We start from the raw sequence: 24,035 nt of genomic DNA, 5'->3' as shown, positions 1-24,035 counted from the left end.
GGCCGCAGATGCCCGTCGCGGCACCCGACGGAGTGATCCCGCTCCGCCGCTGACACCGGTTACGCTGCACTCCTCAGCTGGCCCATTTCGGAGAGCATGGCTGGCCCATCTCGGAGAGCGCCATCAGTGTTAAACGATCGCGAGCGAGGACGGGCCCAGGGACGCAGTTGCAACCTCTCGGCCACTGGCGACTTAGGGCACATGAACGCATCAACGCCCTGGTGGGGCACGCTAGTCGTGGCTGCTATCGGCCTGCTAGGCGTGCTGTGGTCTCAGCGGCTGACGGCGCGACGTGATGCGGCCGAGCGAACTGACCGACTGCGCGCCGTCAGAGCAAGCCTGTATGCAGACTTTCAGCGGAACGTGAGCGCGCTGACGATGGCATTGCTCCAGGACGACAAGGACCAGTTCCGCTCGAAACAGGACGACTACCTACACGCCGTACTCTTGATCACCACATCAGGCGCACCAACGCTTGGTCCGTCTCTTGACGGCGTAAGCCAGGAGCTGGGTCGGCTTCTTGACCGCTGGCCCTCGACGAAGGCAGACAGAGAGCGGGCGGTCAGAGCTGTCGGCTCACACCTGGCTATCGCCACGGCGCTGATGCGCTTCGATGTCTCAGGCCGCCGTGTCCCGCGTAGCCTGCGAGCATGGCAATGGCTACGCCACCCGCACAAAAGATTCCGCGCAGCTCGTTGGCGCTGGCGCGAGCATCTGACGGTGCTAGGCGCGGAGCTTGAACAGCCTGTCTGGCCGCTCGGCGATGGCCGCACGGCGCCTTGAGACGGGGGATGGAACTGGCGGCGCGCGTCCAGAATCGCGACTCCGGCGGTCCGCCCGCAGCCGGCGGCCGGAGCGGAGCGGCAGGCCGTCCGAGCTGCACGGGGCGCGACCGCCGAACGCGACGTGACGTGCGCGCCGCCAGCGGCGGCGCCTTGATCCCATAGAGCCAAGTTCGGCAACGCTACCTACGACGGAGCCAACAGTGCGCTATAAACAGGGGATAGCTCGATGCACGGCGGCATCCTGGGTCGCTACACAAAGTTCGTCATCTAATCTTCACGTGATCAGCGACGGCCAACGCGCCCACTATTGCGCGGAACGACCTCCTCTCAGGAAGCTTCGACCACCAAAAGATAACCGGTCGATAAGTTTCGTCGCCCCACGCGAGAATCGTCATTGCTCGACAAAAAACGACCACCACTCACCAAGCATCGCTGCATCGAGAGGCTATCAAATTCATGTCGCCAGCTTCAGCGTCAATCCCACCGCCCCGCCCCTGGGCTGAACGTTCGAATACCGTCGGAATCCTGCCAGGAGGTATGACTTTTCAGAGAAACGCCCTTGAACAAATAGTTCGACAACTTCCTGCATCGCGAGATAACGCACTGCAATTACACACCGCCATCGGGCAAGATATCGAAGTCTCCGTCAACGAGGTCTGCCGACGTCAACTATCACCAATGGGACTAGTCCTTCGAGACGGTGAAGTATGGCAACCAATGGACGTAGCATTACAGTGGATTAAGGATTCGTCGAACACGAACCTCCTGGCTGGACACATTCACTCGCACTGCAAATTTTTCGGAGAGTTGATCCATGAAATTCCTAATCATTCAACTCACGAAGCACTCTTACACGTCGCCCGCAGTCAATACTCCTTCAGCTGGGAGGATCTAGATCCGATTAGGCGACGAGTTGCCTGGCTCCGCTCGCTTGAATTAGTCGAGCTATGGGGACACAAGCTCGTCGTCACCGACAGCGGAAATGATTTGTTGAACCTACTCGAACTGGCCGACCAGAAAGAGGTCAATACGCCCGCCCAGTCGGCACCCACCGTAAGCGACATCCCCATCACAGGACCATCAAGTGTTGTCAAAGAGCGAACCACGACAACCACGCTGACGCAGAGGCGAGAACCTATCGGGTACATTCCAAGAGGCGCTAACAGATCCGGAAAGGGACCACTCCACGGCTCATTCACCGCGCTCGAAGGTCTTCGCAAGACCGTAAGCCTCCTCGGCGACGGCGCCACCGTAGAAGAATTCAAGTCCTCGACACAAAGAGAGCTGGGAGTTAATGCAGGTTCTTTCAATTCCATGATGCACTCGCTTCGTCATCTCGAATTTATTGAGCTGGTCGCATACAACAAGTATGGACCAACAGAGCTAGCCTATGCTTGCCTCCAGCCCGGCAAAGAAGCCGACCTCGTCCGATTTTTGCACTCGAAGTTTTCTTTCATAGGCGAACTGCTCAACGCGGCCCGCGAGTTAGCTTCCACCTCAGAGTTATTGACCATAGCTCGATCGAGTTATGGCTTCAACGGCGACGCGAATGAGATACGCACCCGCATAGCATTGCTTACCGACTCCGGCTACCTCGAACGGTTCGATAAGTCCCGCGCTCGCATCACGCCCCGCGGAGTGGAGCTTCTTCCCGAACTAACATTGCAGAATCCTTCGGCTACGCCGATTCGCGCCAAAAGTACCGATGACGATGACGATGGAGGTCACATCGCACCAAGAGTTGACGTCGAGGAGGTTGTACACAGACTTCGCAAATTCGGGAGCGACGGATCGAGAAGCACAGAGTTTGAGATTGCAGTAGCCGACGCTTTTGAACTGCTGGGATTTTCGACTCGGCACATCGGCGGAAGTAATGACACCGATGTCTACATTGAGGCAAACCTACCTGCCGACGTTAGATATTCTGCTGTCGTAGATTCAAAGGCCACGTCCTCGAGCACCGTTCCCGAAAGTCAGATCAACTACGAAGCAATCAAGCGACATCGCGTCAAAAACTCTGCCGATTACGCGGCGATCATCGCCGTTAACTTTGCGCGAAGCGTCAGCGAGTCAGCAATGGCGAACGGAATCACGGTAATCACCGTTGAGGATTTAGCTTCACTTGTCACGTCACACACTTCTGCCCCCATTCCCCTTCCGCGCTTACGCGACGCGTTCGACTCAAGCAAGAGAAATCTCGAAGGACTTGATGATGCACACCAGGAAGCCAGAAATGACCTAGCGCTTGCAGCTGCCCTTATCTCCATTCTTCAGACGGAGGCCGCGGAAGACGATCCAGAGGACCGAGGATCCGCAACGATTGGAAATCTACGCTTCGCGTTAAGGTCATCAAACCTGCCGTTTCGGCCATCGAAAGACCAAATAAGGGCCTGCTTGAATCTGCTCGCTCATCCGAGTCTCGCCGCAGTGATCAAGGCGCCTGACGACGAACATTATGCTCTTGCGGATAGTCCTTATAACATTGCATTACGGTTGAGGGCCATCGCCGACCTGATTGACAGTACAGTTGCGCCCGACCAGGACTAGGAGGTCGGTATTTGACGGCCAACACCTCAGCCACAGCTCGCACCTAGGTCGAGCCGCGGCACCGGATGCTCGTGATGCGGCTCGGGCGCAACCACAACAGTGAAGTCAGGCAGCTCATCGCTGTTAGCCTGGTGCGTATGCGTGGTGCGGGTGATCAGCTCAGCATCGGGGAGCGTATTGCCTTCTACCGGCGGCGGCGCGGCCTGTCGCAAGCTGTGCTGGCTGACCTGGTGGGCCGGTCTGAGGACTGGCTAAGCAAGATCGAGCGGCGAGCGCGATATCCGCAGGTTGGACGTGCTCGCCGACGTTGCGCGGGGTCTGCGCGTCACGCTGGGCGACCTCCTCGGCGAACCGGTGCTCCTGGAGGACCAGGACGAGAACGATGACGTGCCGGCGATCCGTGACGCGCTGATGGCTCCTCGGCGGCTGTCGCGGACGCTGTTCTCCTCTTCGATGTCGCCCGAGTACATCGACCCTGCCCCGGTGGCTCAGCTTGTGGAAGGTGCCTGGTCGAGCTATCAAAAGGGCGACCTCGGCCGCGCGGTGACCGCTCTTCCCGGGCTGATCAAGACCACTCAGGGGATGGAAGCGGCGTCGGCGGATGACGCGACGTACCGGCGGGCGTGCGCAGCGGTGTCCGCGCGGGTGCATCACCTGGCGGCAACGACGCTCAGCAAGATCGGGGAAGCCGACCTCGCCTGGATCGCGGCCGAACGGGCCATGCAAGCGGCAGACGAAGCAGATGATCCGCTGGTCCTGGCCTCGGCTGCCCGGTCAGGCACTCACGCGCTGCTGGCAGTCGGCCGGTTCGACGATGCCCTTGAGCTGGGCGACGTGGCCGCGAAGTGGCTCCTCCCGAGGATGGCGGCCGGCGATCCGGCGGCGCTGAGTCTCTACGGGATGCTCTACCTGCGCACGGCCGTCGCTGCGGCTCGGCACCAGGACCGATCAACTGCGAACGAGCTGCTGTCGCACGCGAACCGTGCGGCTAATCAGCTCGGGGTGGACGCGAACTACTGGCAGACCGGGTTCGGCCCTGCGAACGTCGAGCTGCACCGGCTTTCGGCCGCCCTCGACCTGGGCGACGTCTCACAGGTGATCGAAGCCGCGCCCCGCATCAACGTCGACCATATGCCGGTCGAGCGACAGGTAACGCACCTGATCGACTTCGCGCGGGCGCTGAGCCTGGTCGCGAAGGACGAAGAGGCTCTTCAAACCCTGCTGGAGGCGGAGCAGAAAGCGCCGACGATCGTTCGACACAGCACCCTGGTTCGCGAGGTCGTGCGGTCGATGTACCGACGCGCCCCGGCGACCGGCGGCAAGAAGTCGTCGCTCCTGCTCGCCTTGGCTGAACGCCGCGGCGCGGTCAGGTAGTCGGATGGGCTCGCGGGTTCTCGGTCTGGTCGGCTCGGGTGCTGGTGGTGTCGAAGGGCTGGTTCCTCGCCTGATCAAGCCTGCCCGGCAGGACTGCTAGACCGTCGCTGTGATCTTGACTCCGTCCGCCAACTCGTGCTCGCTCCGTCGAGCGCGTCCGCCGCATCCGGGCGCTGAACATGCCGAACTGGTCCTGGACCGGCGGACCGGCCGCGCCCCGGCGGGACGCGGCCGGTGCCGGTCAGAAGGCCGGCAGGAGCCGGACGTCGTCCGCCTTGACGAACGCGATCCGGTGCCCGAACTGGATCTGCACGTACTTGAGCTTGCCCTTCACGACCACGTGGTCGGCGACGTCGAACGTCGTGGCCGAGTAGTACTCCGAGCCGACCGTGCCGGCCGAGGAGTACTTCTGCCCGGCCGACAGCGTGTACGGCAGCGGCGTGATGGCCTGCACGGTCACGTTCGCCGGGTAGGCCTCGGGCTCGGGGTAGGCGCGTCCGTAGACCGGGATCGTCGCCAGCCCCGGCTTCGGCGTCACGACCCAGCCGATCGCGGGCTTCGCCACCCGTGCGTTGCGCGGGTTGTGGAACCAGCCCTGCTGCCCGAGGTACCAGATCGCCGTCCAGTCACCGCTGACGCCGGCGACGGCGTACTGCTGCCCGGTCGCGACGCGGCTGCCGACGTCGGAGACGGCCATGGTCGAGGGCGAGCCGTCGGTGTGCAGGCCGACGTCCTTCAGCAGTGGCGACGTTTCGTCCGGCGCCGAATGCAGCACGACGGCCTCGGACCCGCGCGGCGCGCAGGGCTGCCCGGCGGTGTCGCAGCCGGTGAAGACCGGCTGGTTCTTCGCGAAGTCCGGGTCGATGGTGACCAGCGACGAGCCGGGCCGCCCGAACCCGCCGAGCGGCGCGCCGAGCAGGTCGAAGTAGTGCGACCAGTCCCAGTAGGGGCCCGGGTCCCAGTGCATGCCGGCGATGGTCGACGGGACCGTGCCGGGGACGTTGTCGTGCCCGATGATGTGCGCGCGGTCGAGCGGGATGTCGTACTTGCGCGCGAGGTAGCCGACGAGCTTCGCGCTCGAGCGGTACATCGCCTCGGTGTACCAGGTGCCCTTCTCGGCGAAGCCCTCGTGCTCGACGCCGATCGACTTCGCGTTGACGTACCAGTTGCCGGCGTGCCAGGCGACGTCCTTCGTCGGCAGGTGCTGCGCGATCAGGCCGTCGTTGGACCGGATCGTGTAGTGCCAGCTCACGTACGTCGGGTCCTGCGCGAGGTCGAGGACGTTGTCCCAGTAGCCCTCGGTGTCGTGGATGACGATGTGGTCGATCTTCTGGCTCGTCGGCCGGTTCGCGAGGTCGTGGTTGCCGTAGTCGTCGTTCGGCAGCTCCTGGTACGGAGCGGGGACGGACTCGCAGGTGACGGACCTCGGGCACTCGACGTTCGCCGGGTTCCCGGGGTGCTGCTTCACGGTGGTGTTCGGCGTGGCGGCGAGGGTGACCTGCTGGCCGTCGTCGGTCGTGCGGGCGACGCCGGTCTTGATGGTGTCGAAGACCTCGTCGGCGAACGTCTGCGCGGCGTCTCCGGTGGCGCCGCTGTACTGCGCTACCGCGTCGTACCAGTCGGTCTTGCCCGCGTGGTACTTCGCGAGGAGGGCTGCGCCGCCACGGATGTTCTCCGTGGGGTCGGTGCGGAGGGTTTCTGCTTTCTGACCGGTGAGCTGCGCGGCCTCGTCGATGGTCTGCAGGCCTTGCGGTGGGGTGGTCGGGCCCGCCTTCGGGTGCAGGGCCGGGCGGGCGTCGTCGCCTCGGGGGTCTTCGGAGCCTTCGTCGTGGTGGCTGGTCGCCGCGCCGGCTTCGCGCAGGTCGGTGAGGTGCATCGGGCCGTAGCCCGCTGCTGTGCTGGGTGTGCCCGCGTTCGTGTCCCAGCGGGACTCCAGGTACGAGACGCCTAGGAGGACGTTCTCGGGGACACCAAACTCGGCTGCCGCGGCCGCAAAGTCGCGTTGCCGCTGAGTGGTCGTGTCGGCGTGGGCCGGGGTGGCCAGCCCGGCGATGAGCGCGACCGCGGCGGCGAGGACCGCCGCTCTGGAGAAGGAACGTGCGGACATGGGCATAAACCCCCAGGGTTCAGGTGCCAGACGGTGAGAACCTAACCAGAAACTCACGCCGGAGGTAAGGGGGCCGCGCTCACGCGTCGAGCGCGACCTTCGCCCCGGCCGCCTGTTCGGTGTTGCGGCGGGTCTTCGCCCAGCCGTTGCGGCCGCGGACCAGCCGGAACAACGCGCGCCACGACGTCACGTAGAACGTGTAGATGTACGCCGCGTACGCGAAGCCCAGGCCGACACCGCGCAGGATGTTCCCGCTGCGCAAGCACTTCAGCTGGTAGATCGGGCCCCAGACGAGGAACGGCAGCAGGCCGAACGAGCCGTAGATGGCGAAGAGGATCCACGCGCCGCCGGTGAACCACGTCCACATCTGCGCCGGATCGCCCGCCGTGCTCACCACCAGCAGGATGAACGGGATCGGGTAGAGCAGCGAGCCGAGCAGCTGCAGCCACGGCTGGGCCAGGTAGTACATCATCTCCGCCGCGCCGAGCGTGCTGACGTGCGGCGAGTCCCAGATCCGCCGCAGGTAGCGCGCGCACTGCATGGTGCCCTGGCCCCACCTCGTGCGCTGCACCAGGAACCGCCGCAGGCTGTACAGACCCTCCTGCGCCACATGGGAATCCGGCGTGAACCCGGTGCGCCAGCCCGCGGTGAGCAGGTGGACGCCCAGCTCGAAGTCCTCCAGCAGCGAGCCGCGCCACGGCTCTGCCGTTTCGCCCGCGATGGAGTCGAGCGCGGTGAGCCGGGTGAACTGGCCGTTGCCGCCCATCGAGATCGTGCCGGTGAAGCCGCGCGACGTCTGGATCGCCGCGATCGCCGTCCGGAACTCGAGATCCTGCAGCTGCGCCAGCTTCAGGCCGAACCAGCGGCCCACCGGGTTGCGCGACGGCGGCGGCGTCTCGACGTTGCTCATCCGGACGTCGAGCTGCACCGCGCCGATCCCCGGGTCGCCGAAGAGGTGCTCGGCCGCGCAGACCTCCAGGCAGTTCGGCGCCGGGCGGCCGTCCGCGTCGACCACCACCACGACGACGTCGTCACGCGGGGCGTCCGGGCCCATCCACTCGTTGAGCGACCGGTACGCGGCGTTGAGCGCGTCGCCCTTGCCGGTCCTGGCCTCGGGCCGGGTGCGCGGCACCAGGTGCAGGTACGGGTCGTAGCCGCCGTGGCGCCGCCACAGCATCCGGACGACGCGGGCCGTGCGGTCCTCCGAGTCGTCGTCGACGACCCAGACGTGCGCCTTCCGGAACGTCGTGCGCAGGTAGCGGACCGTCTCGCGGATGACCGTCTGCTCGTCGCGGCACGGCACGAAGAAGTGCCACGTGAAGCCGGCCGGGTCGCCGACCGGGGCGGGCTTGCGGCGCAGGTACGGCACCACGATCACCACGACGTAGACGAGGAACGCCACGCTCATCGTGAGCGCGAACGCCTGGGTGATCGCCAGCAGGACCTTGACGCTCATGCCTTCTTCTTCCGGGTCGCCAGCCAGACGAACAGGACCAGCGAGACGGCGCCGCCGAGCACGCTGACCATCGAGCCGAGCAGCGTGTGACCCCAGTAGTAGCCCTCGTCGGTGCCGAGGCCGTGGACCAGGCCGACGATCGTGAGAATGCGCAGCTGATTCACCAGCACCACGACGAGCGCGGAAATCCCGAGCGAAAAGAACAAGCGCTTCGCATTCGCCGGCCGGAAGTACACCATGACCATGGTCACAACGAGCAGTGGCAGCAAAAGGAACGCCGACGAGCATTCCGGTGTCATTCTCAACCCGAACGGCGTAGCGCCACTCAACCCAAAGTAAACGGACTCCCGATCAGGGGCGACATAAACACCCGATGTAGTGACGAGCTCGAGGATCGCGCCCGCTAGACGCACCTCCAGCTCGCGATAGAACCGCTCGGCCAGCACCACCACGACCCCCGCGGCGGCCAGCGCGCCGAGCGCGATGACCAGCGGAAACCGTGCCGTGCCTGAGTTCGGAGCGCTCGCTACGGCCACGACGATCCTCTCGGTGTCGATTCTTCGATCAAGCTGCGGACCCCGCGGCGAGCGTAAGTCATGAAGGCCCCGCTGCTCTACCCGGAGGTGTGGTTTAGCGGCCCATTCGGCAGCTTTGCCGCCGAACTTTCTAGGCCGTCCGGGTGATGTCGTGGCGACCTGCGGAAACTTCACAGCGGAATACCCGATCCGGTGATTCGCGCATTTTCATGTGCTATTCGCGGCGCTCTTGGCGATAGTCGATTCGCGTGCGAAGTCGAGGCAAGCCGGGTCGATCCGCGCCGCCGTCACGCGAACTCCAGGGAAACCCAGCGAATTCGGAGGACCAGTAGATGAAGAGCTCCCTCGTGCGCCGCGGCGGCTTGCTCGCCGCGGTCGTGGCGAGCGTCGTGCTCGCCGGTGCGGCTCCCGCTTCGGCCGCCCCCGGTGACGGGTCGGCATACGGCGTCAACGTCGATGTGAAGCTGCTCGGCGCGGACGCGGTGAAGGTGGGGCCGCTCGCGGCGGCCAACACCGCGGGCCCGACGACAAGCACCTTGGCCAGCGCCACCGTGCCCGGCATCCTGACCGCCGGCGTGATCACCACCGAGGCCAAGCGCGACGACAACTCCGGCGCGGTGACCGCGAAGGCGACCACCGCCGACGTCGGCGTGCCGCTGCTCAAGGCCGCGCTCGGCAACGTCGGCGTCAAGACCGTCGAGGCCGTGTGCACCGCCACCCAGGAAGGCGTCAAGGGCAGCAGCACGCTGGCCGACGCGAAGCTCGGCAGCATCGGCGCGGTCGACGCCAACCCGGCGCCGAACACGCAGATCAAGGTCGGCCTGGCCGGGATCAACATCGCGACGATCATCCTCAACGAGCAGATCAAGAACAAGGACGGCAGCCTCACGGTCAACGCCATCCACGTGAAGCTGCTCGGCGGAGTCGTCGGCTCGCTCGGCTCGGGTGACGTCATCGTGTCGTCGGCGACCTGCGGCCCGGCCGCGCCGCCGATGCCGCTGGCGTCGGGCGCCGGCCTGTGGATCGGGCTGGGCCTGCTCGGCGCGATCGCCGTGCCGGTCGGCACGCGCATCTACCGCCGTCGCGCGACCCAGGCCTGAGCGAGGCCCGGATGTACAAGATGCCGGGCGCGGGTGTCGGCGTGGCCGGTGGCGGGGTGGGCACCCTCGCCGCCACCGGCGCCGACGTCGGGTGGTGGCTGGCCGTCGGCGTGCTCCTGGTCCTGCTCGGGACCGTCGCGCTGATCGCCGTCCACCGCCGCAATCGCCGCCTCTCCCAGGCGCGGGATTGAGGAACGGGCCGTCGGCGTGCGCCCCTCGCACGCCGGCGGCCCGCGGCGAAAGAAATTCTCAGGGACACTGGACTATGTGGAGAAGGGGCACCGCGGGGTGGATGTGATGTTGCTGGCCGGGACGCGGCCGGAAGCGCTCAAGCTCGCGCCGCTCGCACTGGCGCTCGAAGAGCACCCGGCCATGCGGCCGGTCCTGGTCCACAGCGGCCAGCACGCGGGCATGGTCGAGCAGGCGCTCGCCCCGTTCGGCCTGGTCGTGGACGCGTGGCTGGACGTGCCACCGCGCGTCACCGGCGGCCAGGCGGAGCTGGTGGCGGGCTTGCTGCCCGCACTCGACGACGTCCTGCGGCGGCACGCGCCGGCCGCGCTCGTCGTCCAGGGCGACACCACGACGACGCTCGCGGGCGCGCTGGCCGCGTTCTGGCTGGGCATCCCGGTGGTGCACCTCGAAGCCGGGCTGCGCACGCACGACCTGGCGGCGCCGTTCCCGGAGGAGGGCGCGCGGCAGATGGTGTCCCGCCTGGCGGCGCTGCACTTGGCGCCGACGGTCGGCGCGGCGGCGGAGCTGCGCGCGGAAGGCGTTGCGCGGCAACACATCGCGGTCACGGGCAACACGGTCGTCGACGCGGTGCTGGAGATCGCGGCCCGCGACCTCCCGGCGCGGGACACGGCGCTGGCGTTGCTGGAGATGGAGATCGCGGAGGCGGGCGAGCGGCTGGTGCTGGTCACGTCGCACCGCCGGGAGTCCTGGGGCGCACCGCTCGAGCGGACGCTGGCCGCGGTGCAGCTGATCGTGGCCGAGCACCCGGACGTCCAGGTGCTGTTCCCGGCCCACCCGAACCCCCAGGTCCGCGAGCAGGTCGAGGCGGCACTGGGCGGCTTGCCACGGGTGACGGTGACGGACCCGCTGGAGTACCCGGACCTGGTCCGGGCATTGCGCCTGGCATCACTGGTGCTGACGGACTCGGGCGGCATCCAGGAGGAGGCACCGACGTTCGGGACGCCGGTGCTGGTACTGCGCGACGTCACCGAGCGCATCGAGGTGGTGGAGGCGGGCTGCGCGTGGCTGGTGGGCACGGACACGTCCCGCATCGCGGACACGGCGGCCCGGCTCCTACGCGGAGAGCTGAGCCCGGCTCAGGTCGGAAACCCGTACGGTGAAGGGAATGCGGCAGTGCTGGCCGTGGCGGCGATCGAAGAGCTGCTGGGTGTGGGCGCCCCGGCCCACAAGCACGCCGCAGCTTCGTAGGCCAAGACTCGTCGTGAGTGTTTAGGGCGGTTCTAACCGCCCTAAACACTCACGACAGTGAGACGACGTTGACTGGCAGGGCCGGGTTCGCGCTGAAGTCCAACGGCGTGGTCGGCAGCTTGGCCGCGACCACGTGCGCGCCCAGCGCCGCGATCATCGCCCCGTTGTCCGTGCACAACCGAGGCCGCGGCACCCGCAGCTCAATCCCGGCCGCAGCACAGCGTTCGGCGGCCAGCGACGACAAGCGCGAGTTCGCCGCCACGCCGCCGGAGATCACGATGGTCCCGATCCCCTGCTCCTTCGCCGCGCGGACCGCCTTCATCGTCAGCACATCCGCGACGGCCTCTTGGAACGACGCCGCAACATCGTCCACCGGGATTTCCTCGCCGCGCCGGGTGGCGCCTTCGACCCAGCGCGCCACCGAAGTCTTCAAGCCGGAGAACGAAAAGTCGTTCTTCGCGTCACGCGGCCCGGTCATCCCACGCGGAAAGGCAATCGCGGCAGGATCACCGTTCTTGGCCGCCTTGTCGATCGGCGGACCACCCGGGTACGGCAGGCCGAGCACCCGCGCGACCTTGTCGTACGCCTCACCGGCCGCATCATCCACAGTGGACCCCAGCTCGGTTATCCCCGACGCGATGTCGTCGACGCGCAGCAGCTGCGTGTGCCCACCGGAAACCAGCAACGCCAGGCAAGGCGCCGGCAACGGCCCGTGCTGCAGCGTGTCGACCGCGATGTGCCCGGCCAGGTGGTTGACACCGTAGAGCGGGACATCCAGCGCCGTCGCGTACGCCTTCGCCGCGGAGACGCCGACGAGCAACGCACCCGCCAGGCCAGGCCCGGCCGTCACGGCAATGGCGTCCACATCGGACAGTGCGAGCCCGGCCTTCTCGAAGGCCCGCTCGGTCGTCGGGACCATGGCCTCGAGGTGCGCGCGGCTGGCGACCTCGGGGACGACGCCGCCGAAGCGCGCGTGCTGCTCCACGCTCGAGGCGACCTCGTCGGCGAGCAGCTCCACCGTGCCGTCGTCGTGCAGGCGGACCAGGCCGACGCCGGTCTCGTCGCACGAGCTCTCGATGCCCATGATGATGCGTGACATCAGCCCGCCACCTCGTCTCGCGTCCGCGCGGGGCGGACCATCGTGTACGCGTCGGCGCCGGAAGGCTGGTAGTAGCGCTTCCGGATGCCGAGCCGTTCGAAGCCGTGTTTCTCGTACAGCCCCAGCGCCGTCTCGTTGTCCGTGCGGACCTCGAGGAACACCGGCGCCTCGAACTCGTCGGCCCGCTCCAGCAGCGCCCGCAGCAGCGCCTTGCCGATGCCGTGGCCCTGGTGCTCGGGCGCGACGCCGATCGTGTGCACCATCGCCTCGTACTCGCCGCGGCGCCGCCCGACGACGGCCAGCCCGGCGTAGCCGAGCAGCTCGTCGCCCTCGTCGGGGCGCGCCGCGAGGTAGAAGTTCCCGGCGTCCAGCTCGGAGTGGAAGGCGCGGGAGCTCCACGGGTCGTCACCGGGGAAGAGGATCTTCTCGATCTCCACGCACCGGGCGATGTCCTTGCGGCGCAGCGGCTCGAGTCTCACGGCGTGGTCACCCGTTTCGGCGCCGACGGCTCGGCGGCATCGGGACGGCGCAGGTACAGGGGCGTCAGCGGCGCGGGCGGTTCCTTCGCCAGCAGCTCGGCACGCGCGGCCTTCACCAGCCCGGCCGGCGACGGGAAGCGCGGCTCGATCGGCCGGACGTCGAGCACGCCGGCGTACAGCACCGCGCCGTCCCCGGCCGCGACCTTGACGTCGGTCTCGAGGTCGGCCGGACGCTGCACGGCCGGGCCTTCGGTGCGGTGTCCCGAAGCGTCGTAGGCGGCCCAGTAGACCTCGCGGCGGCGGGCGTCGGTGAGGACGAGGAAAGCGGTTTCGCCCGCGGCGACGTCGGCCGCGATCGCGTCGAGGCTGCACACCGGGTACACCGGCAGGCCGAGGGCGTGCCCGAGCGCGGCGGCGGTGGCCATCCCGGCACGCAGCCCGGTGAACGGCCCGGGGCCGACGCCGGCGACGATCGCGTCGAGGTCCTTGAGGGACACCCCGGCGGCTTCGTCCGCGGCCAGCGCGTGCGGCATGATCAGCTCGCCGTGGGCGCGCGGGTCGACCGTGACGCGGTCTCCGCGCGTCTCGACCCCGCTTTCGTCCACCGCGACGACGCCCGCGGTCACCGCCGGGGTCGAGGTATCGATCGCCAGTACCAACACGGTAAGCAAGCGTACGACCAGGGTGTTCGGCGGCTTGCTGCAGGGGACGGAACGGCACGGTAACGTGCGGATGGAGTCCGACTCTGGGAGGTCCCCGCGGTGCCCGCCCCGTTGTTCCCCACCCTCGCCGACGGTTCCACCAAGGAAGCCCTGCGCTTCGGCGACCACGTCCTCACCTACGACGATCTCGGCGCTGTCGCCGGAACCCTGGCCCGTGACCTGCCGCGCGGCCGGGTCGCGGTGTGGGCGACCCCGACCGTGCACACGAGCGTCGCGGTCATCGCCGCGCTGCTGGCCGGTGTCCCGGCCGTGCCGCTGAACCCGAAGATCGGCGAGCGTGAACTGGCGCACATTCTCACCGACAGTGACCCGCAGCTGGTGCTCGCCGAGCCGGGCGTCGAGCTGCCCGCTGGCCTCGCGGACCTGCCTCGTCGCGACATCCCGCTCACCGGTGAGAAGACGCCCTTCGCGGCCGAGCCGGACCCCGAGACACCCGCGTTGGTCGTCTACACCTCGGGCACCACCGGCCCGCCGAAAGGCGTGGTGCTCCCCCGCCGCGCGCTCGCGACCACCTTGGACGCGCTCGAGGACGCCTGGGGCTGGACCGCCGACGACGTCCTCGTGCACGCGCTCCCGCTGTTCCACGTGCACGGCCTGATCCTCGGCATCCTGGGCCCGCTGCGCCGCGGCGGCTCGGTGCGCCACCTCGGCCGGTTCTCCACCGAGGGCGTCGCGCGTGAGCTCGCGGCCGGCGCGACCATGCTGTTCGGCGTGCCGACGATGTACCACCGCATCGCGGGCGAGGTCGGTGCGGACACCGCCTTGGCCGAGGCGCTGAAGAGCGCGCGGCTGCTCGTCTCCGGGTCCGCGGCGCTGCCGGTGCACGACCACCAGCGGATCACCGCGGCGACCGGCCAGGAGGTCGTCGAGCGGTACGGGATGACCGAGACGCTGATGAACACGAGCGTCCGCGCGGACAGCGAGCGCAAGCCCGGCTCGGTCGGGGTGCCGTTGCGGGGCGTCGAACTGCGGCTGGTCGGCGAAGCCGGCGAGGCGATCGAGGACATCGAGACCGTCGGCGAGATCCAGGTGCGCGGCCCGAACCTGTTCACCGAGTACCTCAACCGCCCGGACGCGACCGCGGCCGCGTTCGACGACGGCTGGTTCCGCACCGGCGACATGGCGACGCTGGACACCGACGGTTACGTCCGGATCGTCGGGCGCAAGGCGACCGACCTGATCAAGAGCGGCGGCTACAAGATCGGCGCGGGCGAGATCGAAAACGCGCTGCTCGAACACGCGGGCGTCGCAGAAGCGGCCGTCACCGGCGAGCCGGACGACGACCTCGGCGAGCGGATCGTCGCGTGGATCGTGCCCAGCGGCGAGCCGCCGTCGGCCGAGGAACTGGCCGACCACGTCGCGAAGCTGCTCGCGCCGCACAAGCGCCCGCGGGTCGTCCGGTACCTGGATGCCTTGCCGCGCAACGACATGGGCAAGGTCATGAAGCGGGCCCTCGGTGTCTAGGCTGCCGGCGCGCGAGGTACTGGCCGCGGTTTCGAGTGGCTTCGAAGAGTTCGGCACGCCCCTGCGCGACGAGCCGGCCGACGGCCCCATCCGCTGGCCCGGCTACCGCTCCGCGCGGGCTGCCGCGGAAGAGCGCACCGGCGAGCAGGAGTCGGTCGTCTGCGGGACAGCGAAGATCGGCGACGTCGAAGCCGTGCTGATCGCGTTCGAGTTCGGCTTCCTCGGCGGGTCGCTCGGGCAGCGGACCGGCGACCGGATCGAGGCGGCGTTCGCGCACGCCCGCGAGGCCCGGCTGCCGGTGGTGTCGCTGATCTCGACCGGCGGCAGCCGCATGCAGCAGGGCATGCGCGCGTTGATGCAGCTGCAGCGGGTGGCGCGGGCGTCGTCGCTGACGCGCTCGGCCGGCATCCCGCGGATCTCGGTGCTGCGCGACCCGACGACGGGCGGCGGCTGGGCGACGCTCGGCGCGGGCGCCGACGTCATCCTCGCGCTGCCGGAGGCCCAGGTCGGGTTCGCGGGGTCGCGGGTGCGGCCGGCGGGTTCGCCGGAGGCGTACACGGCCGAGGCGAAGCTGGCGTGGGGGCAGGTCGACGCGATCGTCCCGCCCGACGAGCTCGGCGCGGCGCTGGAACGCTGGCTGGGGCTGCTGACCTCGCAGTCTTCGGCGGCCGCGCCGCCGCCGTCGGCCCTGCGGTCGACGGCCTTGCCGGAGACGGGCTGGGAGGCGGTCCAGGCGGCGCGGTCCCCGCGGCGCGCGCGGGCGGTCGAGTACCTGGACGCCTACTTCGACTGGCGTGAGGACATCAGCGGCGACCGCCAGGGCGGCGTCGACCCGGGGGTTCGCTGCGGGTTCGGCTGGCGCAACGGCCGGACGATCGCGTACGCGGCCCAGTGCGGCACCCCGACGGCACCGGCGGGCTTCCGGACGGCGGCGAGGCTGGTGCGGCTGGCGTCCCGCCTGCGCATCCCGGTGCTGACCCTGGTCGACACCCCGGGAGCGGCCAACGACGCGGCGGCCGAGGAGGCAGGCGCGGGCGGCGCGATCGCGGAGCTGTTCGAGGCGGTGGCAACGGCCTCGGTCCCGGTGACGACCTTGGTGATCGGCGAGGGCGGCTCGGGTGGCGCGCTGGCGTTCGCGGCCCCGGAGTCGACGTGGGTGGCACCGGACGCGTACTTCTCGGTGACGTCCCCGGAGGCGGCGGCCGCGATCCTCAAGCGGCCGGCTTCGGAGGTTCCGGACATCGCCAACCAGCTGCACCTGCGGCCCCAGGACCTCGTGGAGCTGGGCGTTGCCCGGGCGGTGATCAGACCGGCGGAGTGACCAGCTCCGGCGTCCGGTCCGCCCAGGTGCCGTGGGGTTCCAGCACGACCTCGCGGACGTCGTCCTCGCGGCGGTCCAGCCGGACCACCAGGTAATCGGACGACAGCCGCTCCGCCGAGCCCTCGCCCCACTCGACCACGATGGCCGAACGCTCCAGGTCCGTGTCCAGGTCCAGGTCGTCCAGCTGGGACAGGTCGCCGCCGAGGCGGTAGGCGTCCACGTGCACCAACGGCACCCCCGCGGCGCCCGCCGGGTGGACGCGGGCCAGCACGAACGTCGGGGAGCTGACGCGGCCGCCCACGCCCAGGCCGTCCGCGATGCCGCGGGTCAGCGTGGTCTTGCCCGCGCCGAGCGGGCCGGCCAGCAGCACCAGGTCACCCGCGCGCAGCACGCGGCCGAGCGCGCGCCCGAAGTCCATCGTGTCGTCGGGGGTCGGGAACACGAAACTCAACGCTGCCACCACCAGGTTCGCCGGGACGAGGTTTCGCCGTCCACACCGGAACAGCGTTGCAGGAGATCGATCAAATGGCTGTTCACCAGCTCGGGCTGCTCGAGCTGGACCATGTGGCCGGCGCCGCGGACGCGCACCAGCTCCGCGTCGGGCAGCTCGGCCGCGATCCGCTCGGCGTGCGAGAACGGCGTGAACCGGTCCGAGTCGCCGCCGATGACCAGCACTTCCGCGTGCTTCAGCCCGGCCAGCGCGGCGTAGCGGTTGTGGCTGCCGAGCGTGTCGACGAAGTTCACCAACCCGCGCACCGGCGTCACTTCCAGCATTTCGAGCATGAAGTCGACCAACCGGGGCGCGACGTCCCGGCTGCCGAACGCCAGCCGCCGCACGGCTTGGCGCGTCAGCTGCCCGCCCGCCGCGCGGACGAACTCCACCAGCCCCGGCTGCCAGCCGGCGAGACCGCCGGCGGCGCGCGTGAGCGGGTTGTACTTCGAGAGCAGCGAACGCGGCAACCCGCGTGCGCCTACTTCGCCCGCCGCCGTCGCGATGAAGGCGACGCCCTCGACGCGCTCTTCGAACAGCTCGGGGAACTCGGCGGCCAGCTCCATGATCACCATGCCGCCCATCGAGTGCCCCACCAGCACGATGGGCCCCTCCGGCACCACGGACCGGAGCACGACGTCGAGGTCCCGCGCCAGCTGTTCGATGGTCGACGTCTCCGCGGACGCCGCGCCGGACAGGCCGTGGCCGCGGTGGTCGTAGTACACCTGACGCACCCGCGGCAGCCGCAGCTTCGCCAGGTCGCGGCGCTGGAAGTGCCAGCAGCGCCGCGAAAGCGCGAAGCCGTGCACCCCCACGACGGTCAGTTCCGGTTTCCCGCCGTCCTCCGGGTCGATCTCCTCGACCGAAAGCGGCGTGCCGTCCTCGGCCGCGACCGTGGAAGTACGGTCCGGCTTCAGCTCCCCCAGCGGCTCGTCCACGTACGGATCCTCACTGTGCCGCCGCTGTTGCGCGGCGACGATTGCGGCGGCGGCGGTCCCGGTGGCGACGGCCCCCACGCCCCCGACGATGGCCAGCAGTCGACGTGAAGGTGTCACGAACGCTCCCCCAGATACCGGCGCCGCACCCGCGGGCGGTACATCGAAGTCACGATCTCGTAGTCGATGGTGCCCAGCTTGTCGGCCCATTCCCGGGCCGTCGGCTCGCCGTGTGTCCCGGCGCCGAACAGGACGACCTCGTCGCCGACCGCGGGCTCGTGGTCGCCGCAGTCGACCACCAGCTGGTCCATGCAGACGCGCCCGGCGACCGGTCTGCGCTGCCCGCCGAGCCACACGTCCATCCGCCCGGACAGCGACCGCGGCACGCCGTCGGCGTACCCGGCCGGGACCAGCGCCAGCGTGGTGTCGCGCGGGGTGGTCCAGGTGTGGCCGTAGGACACCGATTCGCCGGCTTCGACGCGCTTGACCAGCGCCACCGCGGACCGGAACGTCATGGCCGGGCGCAGGTCCTCGGCCTGCGGCACCGGGTTGAGCCCGTACATCGCGATGCCGGGCCGGACGACGTCGAAGTGCAGGTCGGGCCGGGTGAGCACCGCGGCGGAGTTCGCCAGGTGCCGCTTCGGGTCGAGCCCGGCGGCGCGGGCGACGTCGTAGGCCTCGGCGAAGCGCTTGGCCTGCAGGTCGGTCGCCGGGTGGTCCGGCTCGTCCGCGCACGCGAGGTGGGACCAGATCGCGACGACCTCGACCCGCGGCTCCGCGGCCGCCGCTTCGACCAGCTCGGCCCAGGCGGCCGGCGGGCAGCCGTTGCGCGAGAGCCCGGTGTCGATCTTGAGGTGCACCCGCGCCCGACCACCCGCCGCGGCGACGCGGGCCAGCTCGCCCAGCGAGCTGATGCCGAGGTCGACGTCCGCCGCGATGCCGGCCGCGAAGTCGACGTCCGGGGTGTCCAGCCAGCTGAACAGCCGGGTCGTGATGCCCGCTTCGCGCAGGGCGAGGGCCTCGGCGAGCGAGCAGGTGCCGAGCCAGGACGCGCCGGCCTCGACCGCGGCGCGCGCCACCGGCAGCGCGCCGTGGCCGTATGCGTCGGCCTTGACCACAGCCATCACTTCGGAGCCGGGCGCGCGGGCGCCCAGCAGGGTGAGGTTGTGGCGGATCGCGTCGAGGTCGATGTCGACCTGGGCGCGAAGGAAACTGGAGGTCATGGCGACCTCCAGTTTCCCACGACCGGAGGTCAGGGCAGCCGGGCCCCGTCCCCTGTGGCGGAGAACACGTGCAGCTCGTCCGGCCGGATGCGCAGGTGGAGCGTGTCACCCATGGCCGGCGGCGTGCGCGGGTCGACCCGGGCGACGACGTTCGACTGGGTGCCCTCGGCGTCGGTCTCGGCCAGCTTGCCGTAGACGTAGGCGTCCGAGCCCAGCTCCTCGACCAGGTCCACCTTGATCGGCAGAGTGCCGTCCTCGCTCGTGGTGACCTCGAGGGCCTCCGGGCGGAAGCCGAGCTTCACCGTGTCGCCGTCGGCGGCCGCGATGGTCTCGCGGGACAGCGGCACGCGCGCGCCACCCAGCTCGGCGCCGTCGGCGGTGAGCTTCGCGGTGACGAGGTTCATCGCGGGCGAGCCGATGAACCCGGCGACGAACGCGTTCGCCGGCCGGTCGTACAGCGCGCGCGGGGTGTCGCACTGCTGCAGCAGGCCGTCCGAGAGCACGGCGACGCGGTCACCCATCGTCATGGCTTCGACCTGGTCGTGCGTGACGTACACGGTCGTGACGCCGAGGCGGCGCTGCAGCGCGGCGATCTGCGTACGCGTCGACACGCGCAGCTTGGCGTCGAGGTTCGACAGCGGCTCGTCCATCAGGAAGACCTGCGGCTCGCGCACGATCGCGCGGCCCATCGCGACGCGCTGGCGCTGACCACCGGAGAGCGCCTTCGGCTTGCGGTCGAGGTACTGCTCGATGTCCAGCAGCTTCGCGGCCTCGAGGACCTTCTGCTTGATCTCGGACGCGGGACGGCCGGCGATCTTCAGCGCGAAGCCCATGTTCTGCGCGACCGTCATGTGCGGGTACAGCGCGTAGTTCTGGAACACCATCGCGATGTCGCGCGAGCGCGGCGGCAGCTGCGTGACGTCGCGGTCGCCGATCCAGACGGCGCCGTCGTCGATGTCCTCGAGGCCGGCGAGCATGCGCAGGCTGGTCGACTTGCCGCAGCCGGACGGGCCGACCAGCACCAGGAACTCGCCGTCGGCGATCTCCAGGTCCAGCGCGTCGACCGCGGGGCGCTCCGAACCGGCGTAGCGCCGGGTCGCCTTGTCGTAGGTGATGGAAGCCATCGGTCAGTCCTCTCCGAGATTCCGCCGGACCCCGTACGCCGCTTCGCGGGCTTCGAGGTGGCGCTGCTGGATCCGGTGGCCCTCGGCGCGCTGCGCCTCGGTCGGCTCGTCCAGCTCGAGCCGCGCTTTCTGATTTCCTTGCCAGGACGGGGGTTCCGCACTGGAAGTCAGGGCCCAGGCCGCCTGGCGAGCCGCGCCGACGGCGACGTACTCGGCGACTTCGGGCAGCTGCACGGGCACGCCGAACACCAGCGGCGCGACCGCGCGGACGGCCGCCGACTGCGCGCCCCCGCCGATCAGCAGCACGCGGTGGACGTCGAGGCCGTGCGCGCGGACCGCGTCGAGGCCGGCGGCCAGGCCGCAGAGCATGCCTTCGACGGCACTGCGCGCGAGGTTCTGCGGGGTCATGTTGTCCCTGGTCAACCCGCTCAGGGAGCCGGTGGCGCCGGGCAGGTTCGGGGTGCGCTCGCCGTCGAGGTAGGGCAGGAAGGTCAGGCCCCCGGAGCCCGGTTCGGCGGTCAGCGCGAGGCGGTCGAACTCGCTCAGCGTCGCGCCGAGCATCGTGGCCGTCGCGGTGAGCACGCGGGCGGCGTTGAGCGTGCAGGCCAGCGGGAGGAACCGGCCGGTGGCGTCGGCGAACCCGGCGACCTCGCCCGACGCGTCGGCCGCGCCGCTCTCGGCGACGCCGAAGACGGTGCCGCTGGTGCCGAGCGAGACAACGACGTCGCCCGGCTGCAGCTCCAGCGCCAGCGCGGCGGCCATGTTGTCGCCGGTGCCGGCCGAAACGAGCACGCCGTCGGCGGTGTGGCCGGCGGCGTCGGCCGGGCCGAGCACGGCCGGCAGCTCCGGCGTCCGGCCGCCGAAGGCGTGCGCGAGGACGTCGAGGCGGTAGGCGTTGTCGGACGGCGAGAAGTAGCCGGTGCCGGACGCGTCACCGCGGTCGGTGACCGGGTCGCCGCCGGTGAGCTTCCAGGTCAGCCAGTCGTGCGGGAGCATGACCCGCGCGACGCGGTCGGCGAGCTCCGGCTCGTGGTCGGCCAGCCAGCGCAGCTTCGTCACGGTGAAGCTGGCGACGGGCACCGAGCCGACGGACTTCGCCCAGACCGACGGCCCGCCGAGCTCGTCGATGAGGTCGAGCGCGGCCTGCGCGGAGCGGGTGTCGTTCCAGAGCAGCGCGGGCCGGACGACTTCGTCGTTTTCGTCGAGGGTCACCATGCCGTGCTGCTGCCCGCCGACGCCGATGGCCTTGACGTCGTCGAGCAGGCCGCGGCCGGCTTCCTGGAACGCCGCCCACCAGGCGGTGGGGTCGACCTCGGTGCCGTCGGGGTGCGGCGCGCGGCCGGTGCGGACGATCGCCCCGGTGTGCGCGTCGCACACGACGACCTTGGCCGACTGCGTGGACGAGTCGATGCCGGCGACCAGCTCAGCTGTCATAGGGCTGCCCCTCTGCGACGTGTTCGACGATCTCGATCGCGGTGCCCGCGTTGAGCGCGGCCTCGATCTCTTCGGTGGGAGTGGTCTCACCGGTGATCAGCAGGTCGTAGTCACCGACGTCGCCGTGCGCGTACGTGGCGGTGCGGCCGAACTTCGAGTGGTCGACGACCAGCACGTTCCGGTTCGCGATCTTCAGCGCGGCCTTCTTGAGCTCGGCGTAGTCGCGGTCCGGGTGGAAGAGCCGCCCGACGGCGACAGCGGTGACCGAGACGAACGAGACGTCGGCGCGCAGGGAGTCGAGCAGGTTCAGCACCTCGGGACCGGCGCAGGAGTCGTACTCGTGGGAGTACCGGCCCCCGGCGAGCACGACGTCGTTCTGCGGGCCGAGCAGGCGCGCGGCGTGCAGCGAGTTGGTGACGACGGTGAGGGCGTCGATCTCGGCGAGGCGCCGGACCAGCGGCAGGAGGGTGGTGGAGTCGTCGACGAAGACGGTCTGGCCGGGCTGGACGTGCTTGGCGGCCGCTTCGCCGAGGGCTTCCTTCTCACCGTGGTGGAGGCTGTCGCGGAAGCGGGCGGCGGTCTCGATGGTGAGGGCCGGGTAGGCCTCGACCTTGCCGCGCAGCTTGCGCAGGAGGCGGCGCTCGGCGAGGTCGTCGAGGTCGCGGTGCATGGTCATCAGGCTGACCTTGAACCGGCTGGTCAGGTCGTCGATCCGGGCCTCGCCGTGCTCGATGACGTGGTCGAGGATGTCCTGCCGCCGCTGCTCGACGACGGCGTCGGACGGCCGGGTCTTCCGGTCTCCGGGTGCTGTGCCGCCGCTCACACGGCATTCTTACCAGATTTATCGCCCGGAGTTAACAGAGAACTCGATAACTCTTCGCACGCCCTCAGGCGGCACTTTCCCTACGAAAGTGACCCGGAGTGCGCGCTCCGGGTCACTTTCATAGGGAAAGTGCCGCTCAGGGGGTGAGGGAGCGGATGGAGCGGATGGCCTCGGGGATCGCGTGGACCAGGCCCGAGGCCGAGGTTGGCGCGTTCTGGGCGGCGATCGCCCCGGCCAGTGAGTGCACGTGGCTGGCGGCCGCGGCCGCCAGCCACGGGTCGAGCCCGGCCGCGAGGAGGGCACCGACCAGGCCGGAGAGGACGTCCCCGGAACCCGCCGTCGCCAGCCAGGCGCCGTGCGGCTTGTTCACCGCGACCCGGCCGTCCGCCGCGGCGATCACCGTGACGTGCCCCTTGAGCAGGACCACGGCGTTGTACTTCTTCGCGGCTTCGCGTGCCGCCGTCACGCGGTCCGGGCCCGGCTTGCGGCCCATCAGGCGCTCGTACTCGCCCGCGTGCGGGGTCAGGACCAGCGGCGTGTCCGGGTCGCGCGCGTCGAGGACGTCCGGGGACTTCGCGATGATCGTCGTCGCGTCGGCGTCCGCGCAGACCGGGACGCCCTGGCCCAGCACGTGCCGCAGGACGTCACGGCCTTCCGAGCCGGTGCCGATGCCCGGGCCGACCGCCCACGCCTGGACGCGCCCGGCGTCCGCGGCCGTGCCCGTCGCGATGATCTCCGGCCACTGTTGCCGGACGACGTCGGCCGCGTGGCCCGCGTAACGCACCAGGCCGGCCGTCGCGCGGACCGCCGAACCCGCCGCCAGCACCGCCGCGCCCGGGTAGGTCGCCGAGCCCGCCGCGATGCCGACCACGCCCTGGCTGTACTTGTCGTCTTCCGGCCCGGGGACCGGCCAGGCCGCGGCGACGTCGACGATGTCGAGCCGCCGGAGATCGGGATCCGTCAGCTCGAGGCCGATGTCGACGAGGACGACCTCGCCGCAGTGGGTGGGCGCGAGCGCGTGCACCGGCTTGAGCGCGCCGAACGTGACCGTGCGGGCCGCCCGCACCGCCGGGCCGTCGACCGCGCCGGTGTCCGGGTCGACGCCGCTGGGCAGATCGACCGCCACGATCGGCGCCTCGACCAGCTCGACGAGCCGCGCGGCGTCCGGCCGCAGCGGCCCGGACCCGGAGATGCCGACGATCCCGTCGACCACGACGTCGGCCCGGGCGATCCACTGTGGACCGGCCGCGGCGGGCACGGCTCGCCCGCCGGCCCGGTTGAGTGCTTGGAGCCCGGCCGCGTGCGTCTTCTCGGGCTTGAGCAGGACGGCAGTGACGGCGACTCCGCGACGGCGCAGGAAAGCTCCCGCCCAGAGCGCGTCGCCGCCGTTGTCGCCGGAGCCGACGAGCAGCACGACCCGGCGGCCGGAAACACCGCCGGTGTGGTCTTCGAGGAAGTCCGCGAGCTGCACCGCCAGCCCGAAGGACGCCCGCCGCATCAGCTCGCCTTCCGGCGTGACGGCGAACGCCCGCCCCTCCGCCTCGCGAATCCGTTCCGTGGTCCAGATTCCCTGCAC

Annotated in this window: 19 protein-coding genes and 1 pseudogene; 7 read left to right on the top strand and 13 right to left on the bottom strand. The window is 69.8% G+C overall.

Annotation, left to right across the window (positions count from 1 at the left end; genetic code table 11):
• The first annotated feature begins 1,502 nt into the window (after nucleotides 1–1,502).
• On the top strand, nucleotides 1,503–3,332 hold the full coding sequence (locus tag M8542_RS48435) for a restriction endonuclease FokI C-terminal domain-containing protein (protein WP_257927210.1): 1,830 nt from the start codon (nucleotides 1,503–1,505) through the stop codon (nucleotides 3,330–3,332).
• Nucleotides 3,333–3,469: 137 nt separating this feature from the next.
• Nucleotides 3,470–4,706 (top strand): annotated as a pseudogene (locus tag M8542_RS48430) (helix-turn-helix domain-containing protein).
• Between the two features lie 241 nt (nucleotides 4,707–4,947).
• On the opposite strand, the gene M8542_RS48425 reads toward M8542_RS48430, so the two are convergent.
• The 3 genes from M8542_RS48425 to xrtP form a co-directional block, all read right to left on the bottom strand.
• On the bottom strand, nucleotides 4,948–6,819 hold the full coding sequence (locus tag M8542_RS48425) for a peptidoglycan recognition protein family protein (protein WP_257927209.1): 1,872 nt from the start codon (nucleotides 6,817–6,819) through the stop codon (nucleotides 4,948–4,950).
• A 73-nt stretch (nucleotides 6,820–6,892) separates the two neighbouring features.
• The gene (locus M8542_RS48420) at nucleotides 6,893–8,269 is read right to left on the bottom strand and encodes an XrtP-associated glycosyltransferase (protein ID WP_257927208.1); all 1,377 of its coding nucleotides are present in this window, start codon (nucleotides 8,267–8,269) and stop codon (nucleotides 6,893–6,895) included.
• Complete coding sequence (gene xrtP / locus M8542_RS48415; protein WP_504970542.1) at nucleotides 8,266–8,805, bottom strand: exosortase P; 540 nt, start codon at nucleotides 8,803–8,805, stop codon at nucleotides 8,266–8,268. The genes M8542_RS48420 and xrtP overlap by 4 nt, the downstream gene beginning before the upstream one ends.
• Before the next feature lie 332 nt (nucleotides 8,806–9,137).
• On the opposite strand from xrtP, the gene M8542_RS48410 reads away from it, so the two are divergent.
• The 3 genes from M8542_RS48410 (at nucleotide 9,138) to wecB (ending at nucleotide 11,345) form a co-directional block, all read left to right on the top strand.
• On the top strand, nucleotides 9,138–9,905 hold the full coding sequence (locus M8542_RS48410) for a choice-of-anchor protein CoaP (RefSeq protein WP_257927207.1): 768 nt from the start codon (nucleotides 9,138–9,140) through the stop codon (nucleotides 9,903–9,905).
• An 11-nt stretch (nucleotides 9,906–9,916) separates the two neighbouring features.
• A complete protein-coding gene (locus M8542_RS48405; protein WP_257927206.1) occupies nucleotides 9,917–10,096 on the top strand; it encodes an LAXTG motif-containing small protein in 180 nt (59 codons plus the stop codon).
• Nucleotides 10,097–10,193: 97 nt separating this feature from the next.
• Nucleotides 10,194–11,345 (top strand): non-hydrolyzing UDP-N-acetylglucosamine 2-epimerase, encoded by a 1,152-nt coding sequence (wecB, locus tag M8542_RS48400; RefSeq protein ID WP_257927211.1) that lies wholly within the window; start codon nucleotides 10,194–10,196, stop codon nucleotides 11,343–11,345.
• A 49-nt stretch (nucleotides 11,346–11,394) separates the two neighbouring features.
• Here the strand turns inward: wecB and tsaD are convergent, their stop codons facing one another.
• Genes tsaD through tsaB form a run of 3 tightly spaced genes read right to left on the bottom strand, consistent with a single transcriptional unit; the run spans nucleotide 11,395 to nucleotide 13,585 of the window.
• Nucleotides 11,395–12,444: a tRNA (adenosine(37)-N6)-threonylcarbamoyltransferase complex transferase subunit TsaD gene (gene tsaD, locus M8542_RS48395; protein ID WP_257927205.1), complete on the bottom strand. Its 1,050-nt coding sequence runs from the start codon at nucleotides 12,442–12,444 to the stop codon at nucleotides 11,395–11,397.
• Nucleotides 12,444–12,923: a ribosomal protein S18-alanine N-acetyltransferase gene (gene rimI / locus M8542_RS48390; RefSeq protein WP_257927204.1), complete on the bottom strand. Its 480-nt coding sequence runs from the start codon at nucleotides 12,921–12,923 to the stop codon at nucleotides 12,444–12,446. Before rimI ends, tsaD begins: the two co-directional genes overlap by 1 nt.
• Entirely contained in the window at nucleotides 12,920–13,585 is a 666-nt protein-coding gene (gene tsaB, locus M8542_RS48385) for a tRNA (adenosine(37)-N6)-threonylcarbamoyltransferase complex dimerization subunit type 1 TsaB (RefSeq protein ID WP_257927203.1), read from the bottom strand. Before tsaB ends, rimI begins: the two co-directional genes overlap by 4 nt.
• Nucleotides 13,586–13,684: 99 nt before the next feature.
• Between tsaB and M8542_RS48380 the strand changes: the two genes are divergently transcribed.
• Both M8542_RS48380 and M8542_RS48375 read left to right on the top strand, forming a co-directional pair.
• Nucleotides 13,685–15,109 carry an acyl-CoA synthetase gene (locus tag M8542_RS48380; RefSeq protein WP_257927202.1) on the top strand — a complete coding sequence of 475 codons (1,425 nt, stop codon included), beginning with the start codon at nucleotides 13,685–13,687 and terminating at the stop codon, nucleotides 15,107–15,109.
• On the top strand, nucleotides 15,102–16,430 hold the full coding sequence (locus M8542_RS48375) for a carboxyl transferase domain-containing protein (RefSeq protein ID WP_257927200.1): 1,329 nt from the start codon (nucleotides 15,102–15,104) through the stop codon (nucleotides 16,428–16,430). Before M8542_RS48380 ends, M8542_RS48375 begins: the two co-directional genes overlap by 8 nt.
• Here M8542_RS48375 and tsaE read toward each other — a convergent pair.
• The 7 genes from tsaE to M8542_RS48340 all read right to left on the bottom strand — a co-directional run bounded on the left by tsaE (nucleotide 16,414) and on the right by M8542_RS48340 (nucleotide 24,035).
• The gene (gene tsaE, locus M8542_RS48370; RefSeq protein ID WP_257927199.1) at nucleotides 16,414–16,881 is read right to left on the bottom strand and encodes a tRNA (adenosine(37)-N6)-threonylcarbamoyltransferase complex ATPase subunit type 1 TsaE; all 468 of its coding nucleotides are present in this window, start codon (nucleotides 16,879–16,881) and stop codon (nucleotides 16,414–16,416) included. The two genes, M8542_RS48375 and tsaE, sit on opposite strands and share 17 nt — an antisense overlap.
• The gene (locus M8542_RS48365) at nucleotides 16,878–17,975 is read right to left on the bottom strand and encodes an alpha/beta fold hydrolase (protein WP_257927198.1); all 1,098 of its coding nucleotides are present in this window, start codon (nucleotides 17,973–17,975) and stop codon (nucleotides 16,878–16,880) included. The genes tsaE and M8542_RS48365 overlap by 4 nt, the downstream gene beginning before the upstream one ends.
• Nucleotides 17,972–19,078, bottom strand: coding sequence for an alanine racemase (gene alr / locus M8542_RS48360; RefSeq protein WP_257927197.1), 1,107 nt, complete (start codon nucleotides 19,076–19,078; stop codon nucleotides 17,972–17,974). Before alr ends, M8542_RS48365 begins: the two co-directional genes overlap by 4 nt.
• Before the next feature lie 29 nt (nucleotides 19,079–19,107).
• The gene (locus M8542_RS48355; protein ID WP_257927196.1) at nucleotides 19,108–20,202 is read right to left on the bottom strand and encodes an ABC transporter ATP-binding protein; all 1,095 of its coding nucleotides are present in this window, start codon (nucleotides 20,200–20,202) and stop codon (nucleotides 19,108–19,110) included.
• Between the two features lie 3 nt (nucleotides 20,203–20,205).
• Entirely contained in the window at nucleotides 20,206–21,636 is a 1,431-nt protein-coding gene (xylB, locus tag M8542_RS48350) for a xylulokinase (RefSeq protein ID WP_257927195.1), read from the bottom strand.
• Nucleotides 21,626–22,459 (bottom strand): DeoR/GlpR family DNA-binding transcription regulator, encoded by an 834-nt coding sequence (locus M8542_RS48345; RefSeq protein ID WP_257927194.1) that lies wholly within the window; start codon nucleotides 22,457–22,459, stop codon nucleotides 21,626–21,628. The genes xylB and M8542_RS48345 overlap by 11 nt, the downstream gene beginning before the upstream one ends.
• Nucleotides 22,460–22,595: 136 nt before the next feature.
• Complete coding sequence (locus M8542_RS48340; RefSeq protein ID WP_257927193.1) at nucleotides 22,596–24,035, bottom strand: NAD(P)H-hydrate dehydratase; 1,440 nt, start codon at nucleotides 24,033–24,035, stop codon at nucleotides 22,596–22,598.

The sequence above is a fragment of the Amycolatopsis iheyensis genome, from assembly GCF_024703995.1.
Classification (GTDB): domain Bacteria; phylum Actinomycetota; class Actinomycetes; order Mycobacteriales; family Pseudonocardiaceae; genus Amycolatopsis; species Amycolatopsis iheyensis.
This window is presented reverse-complemented; position numbering and strand designations above follow the sequence as displayed.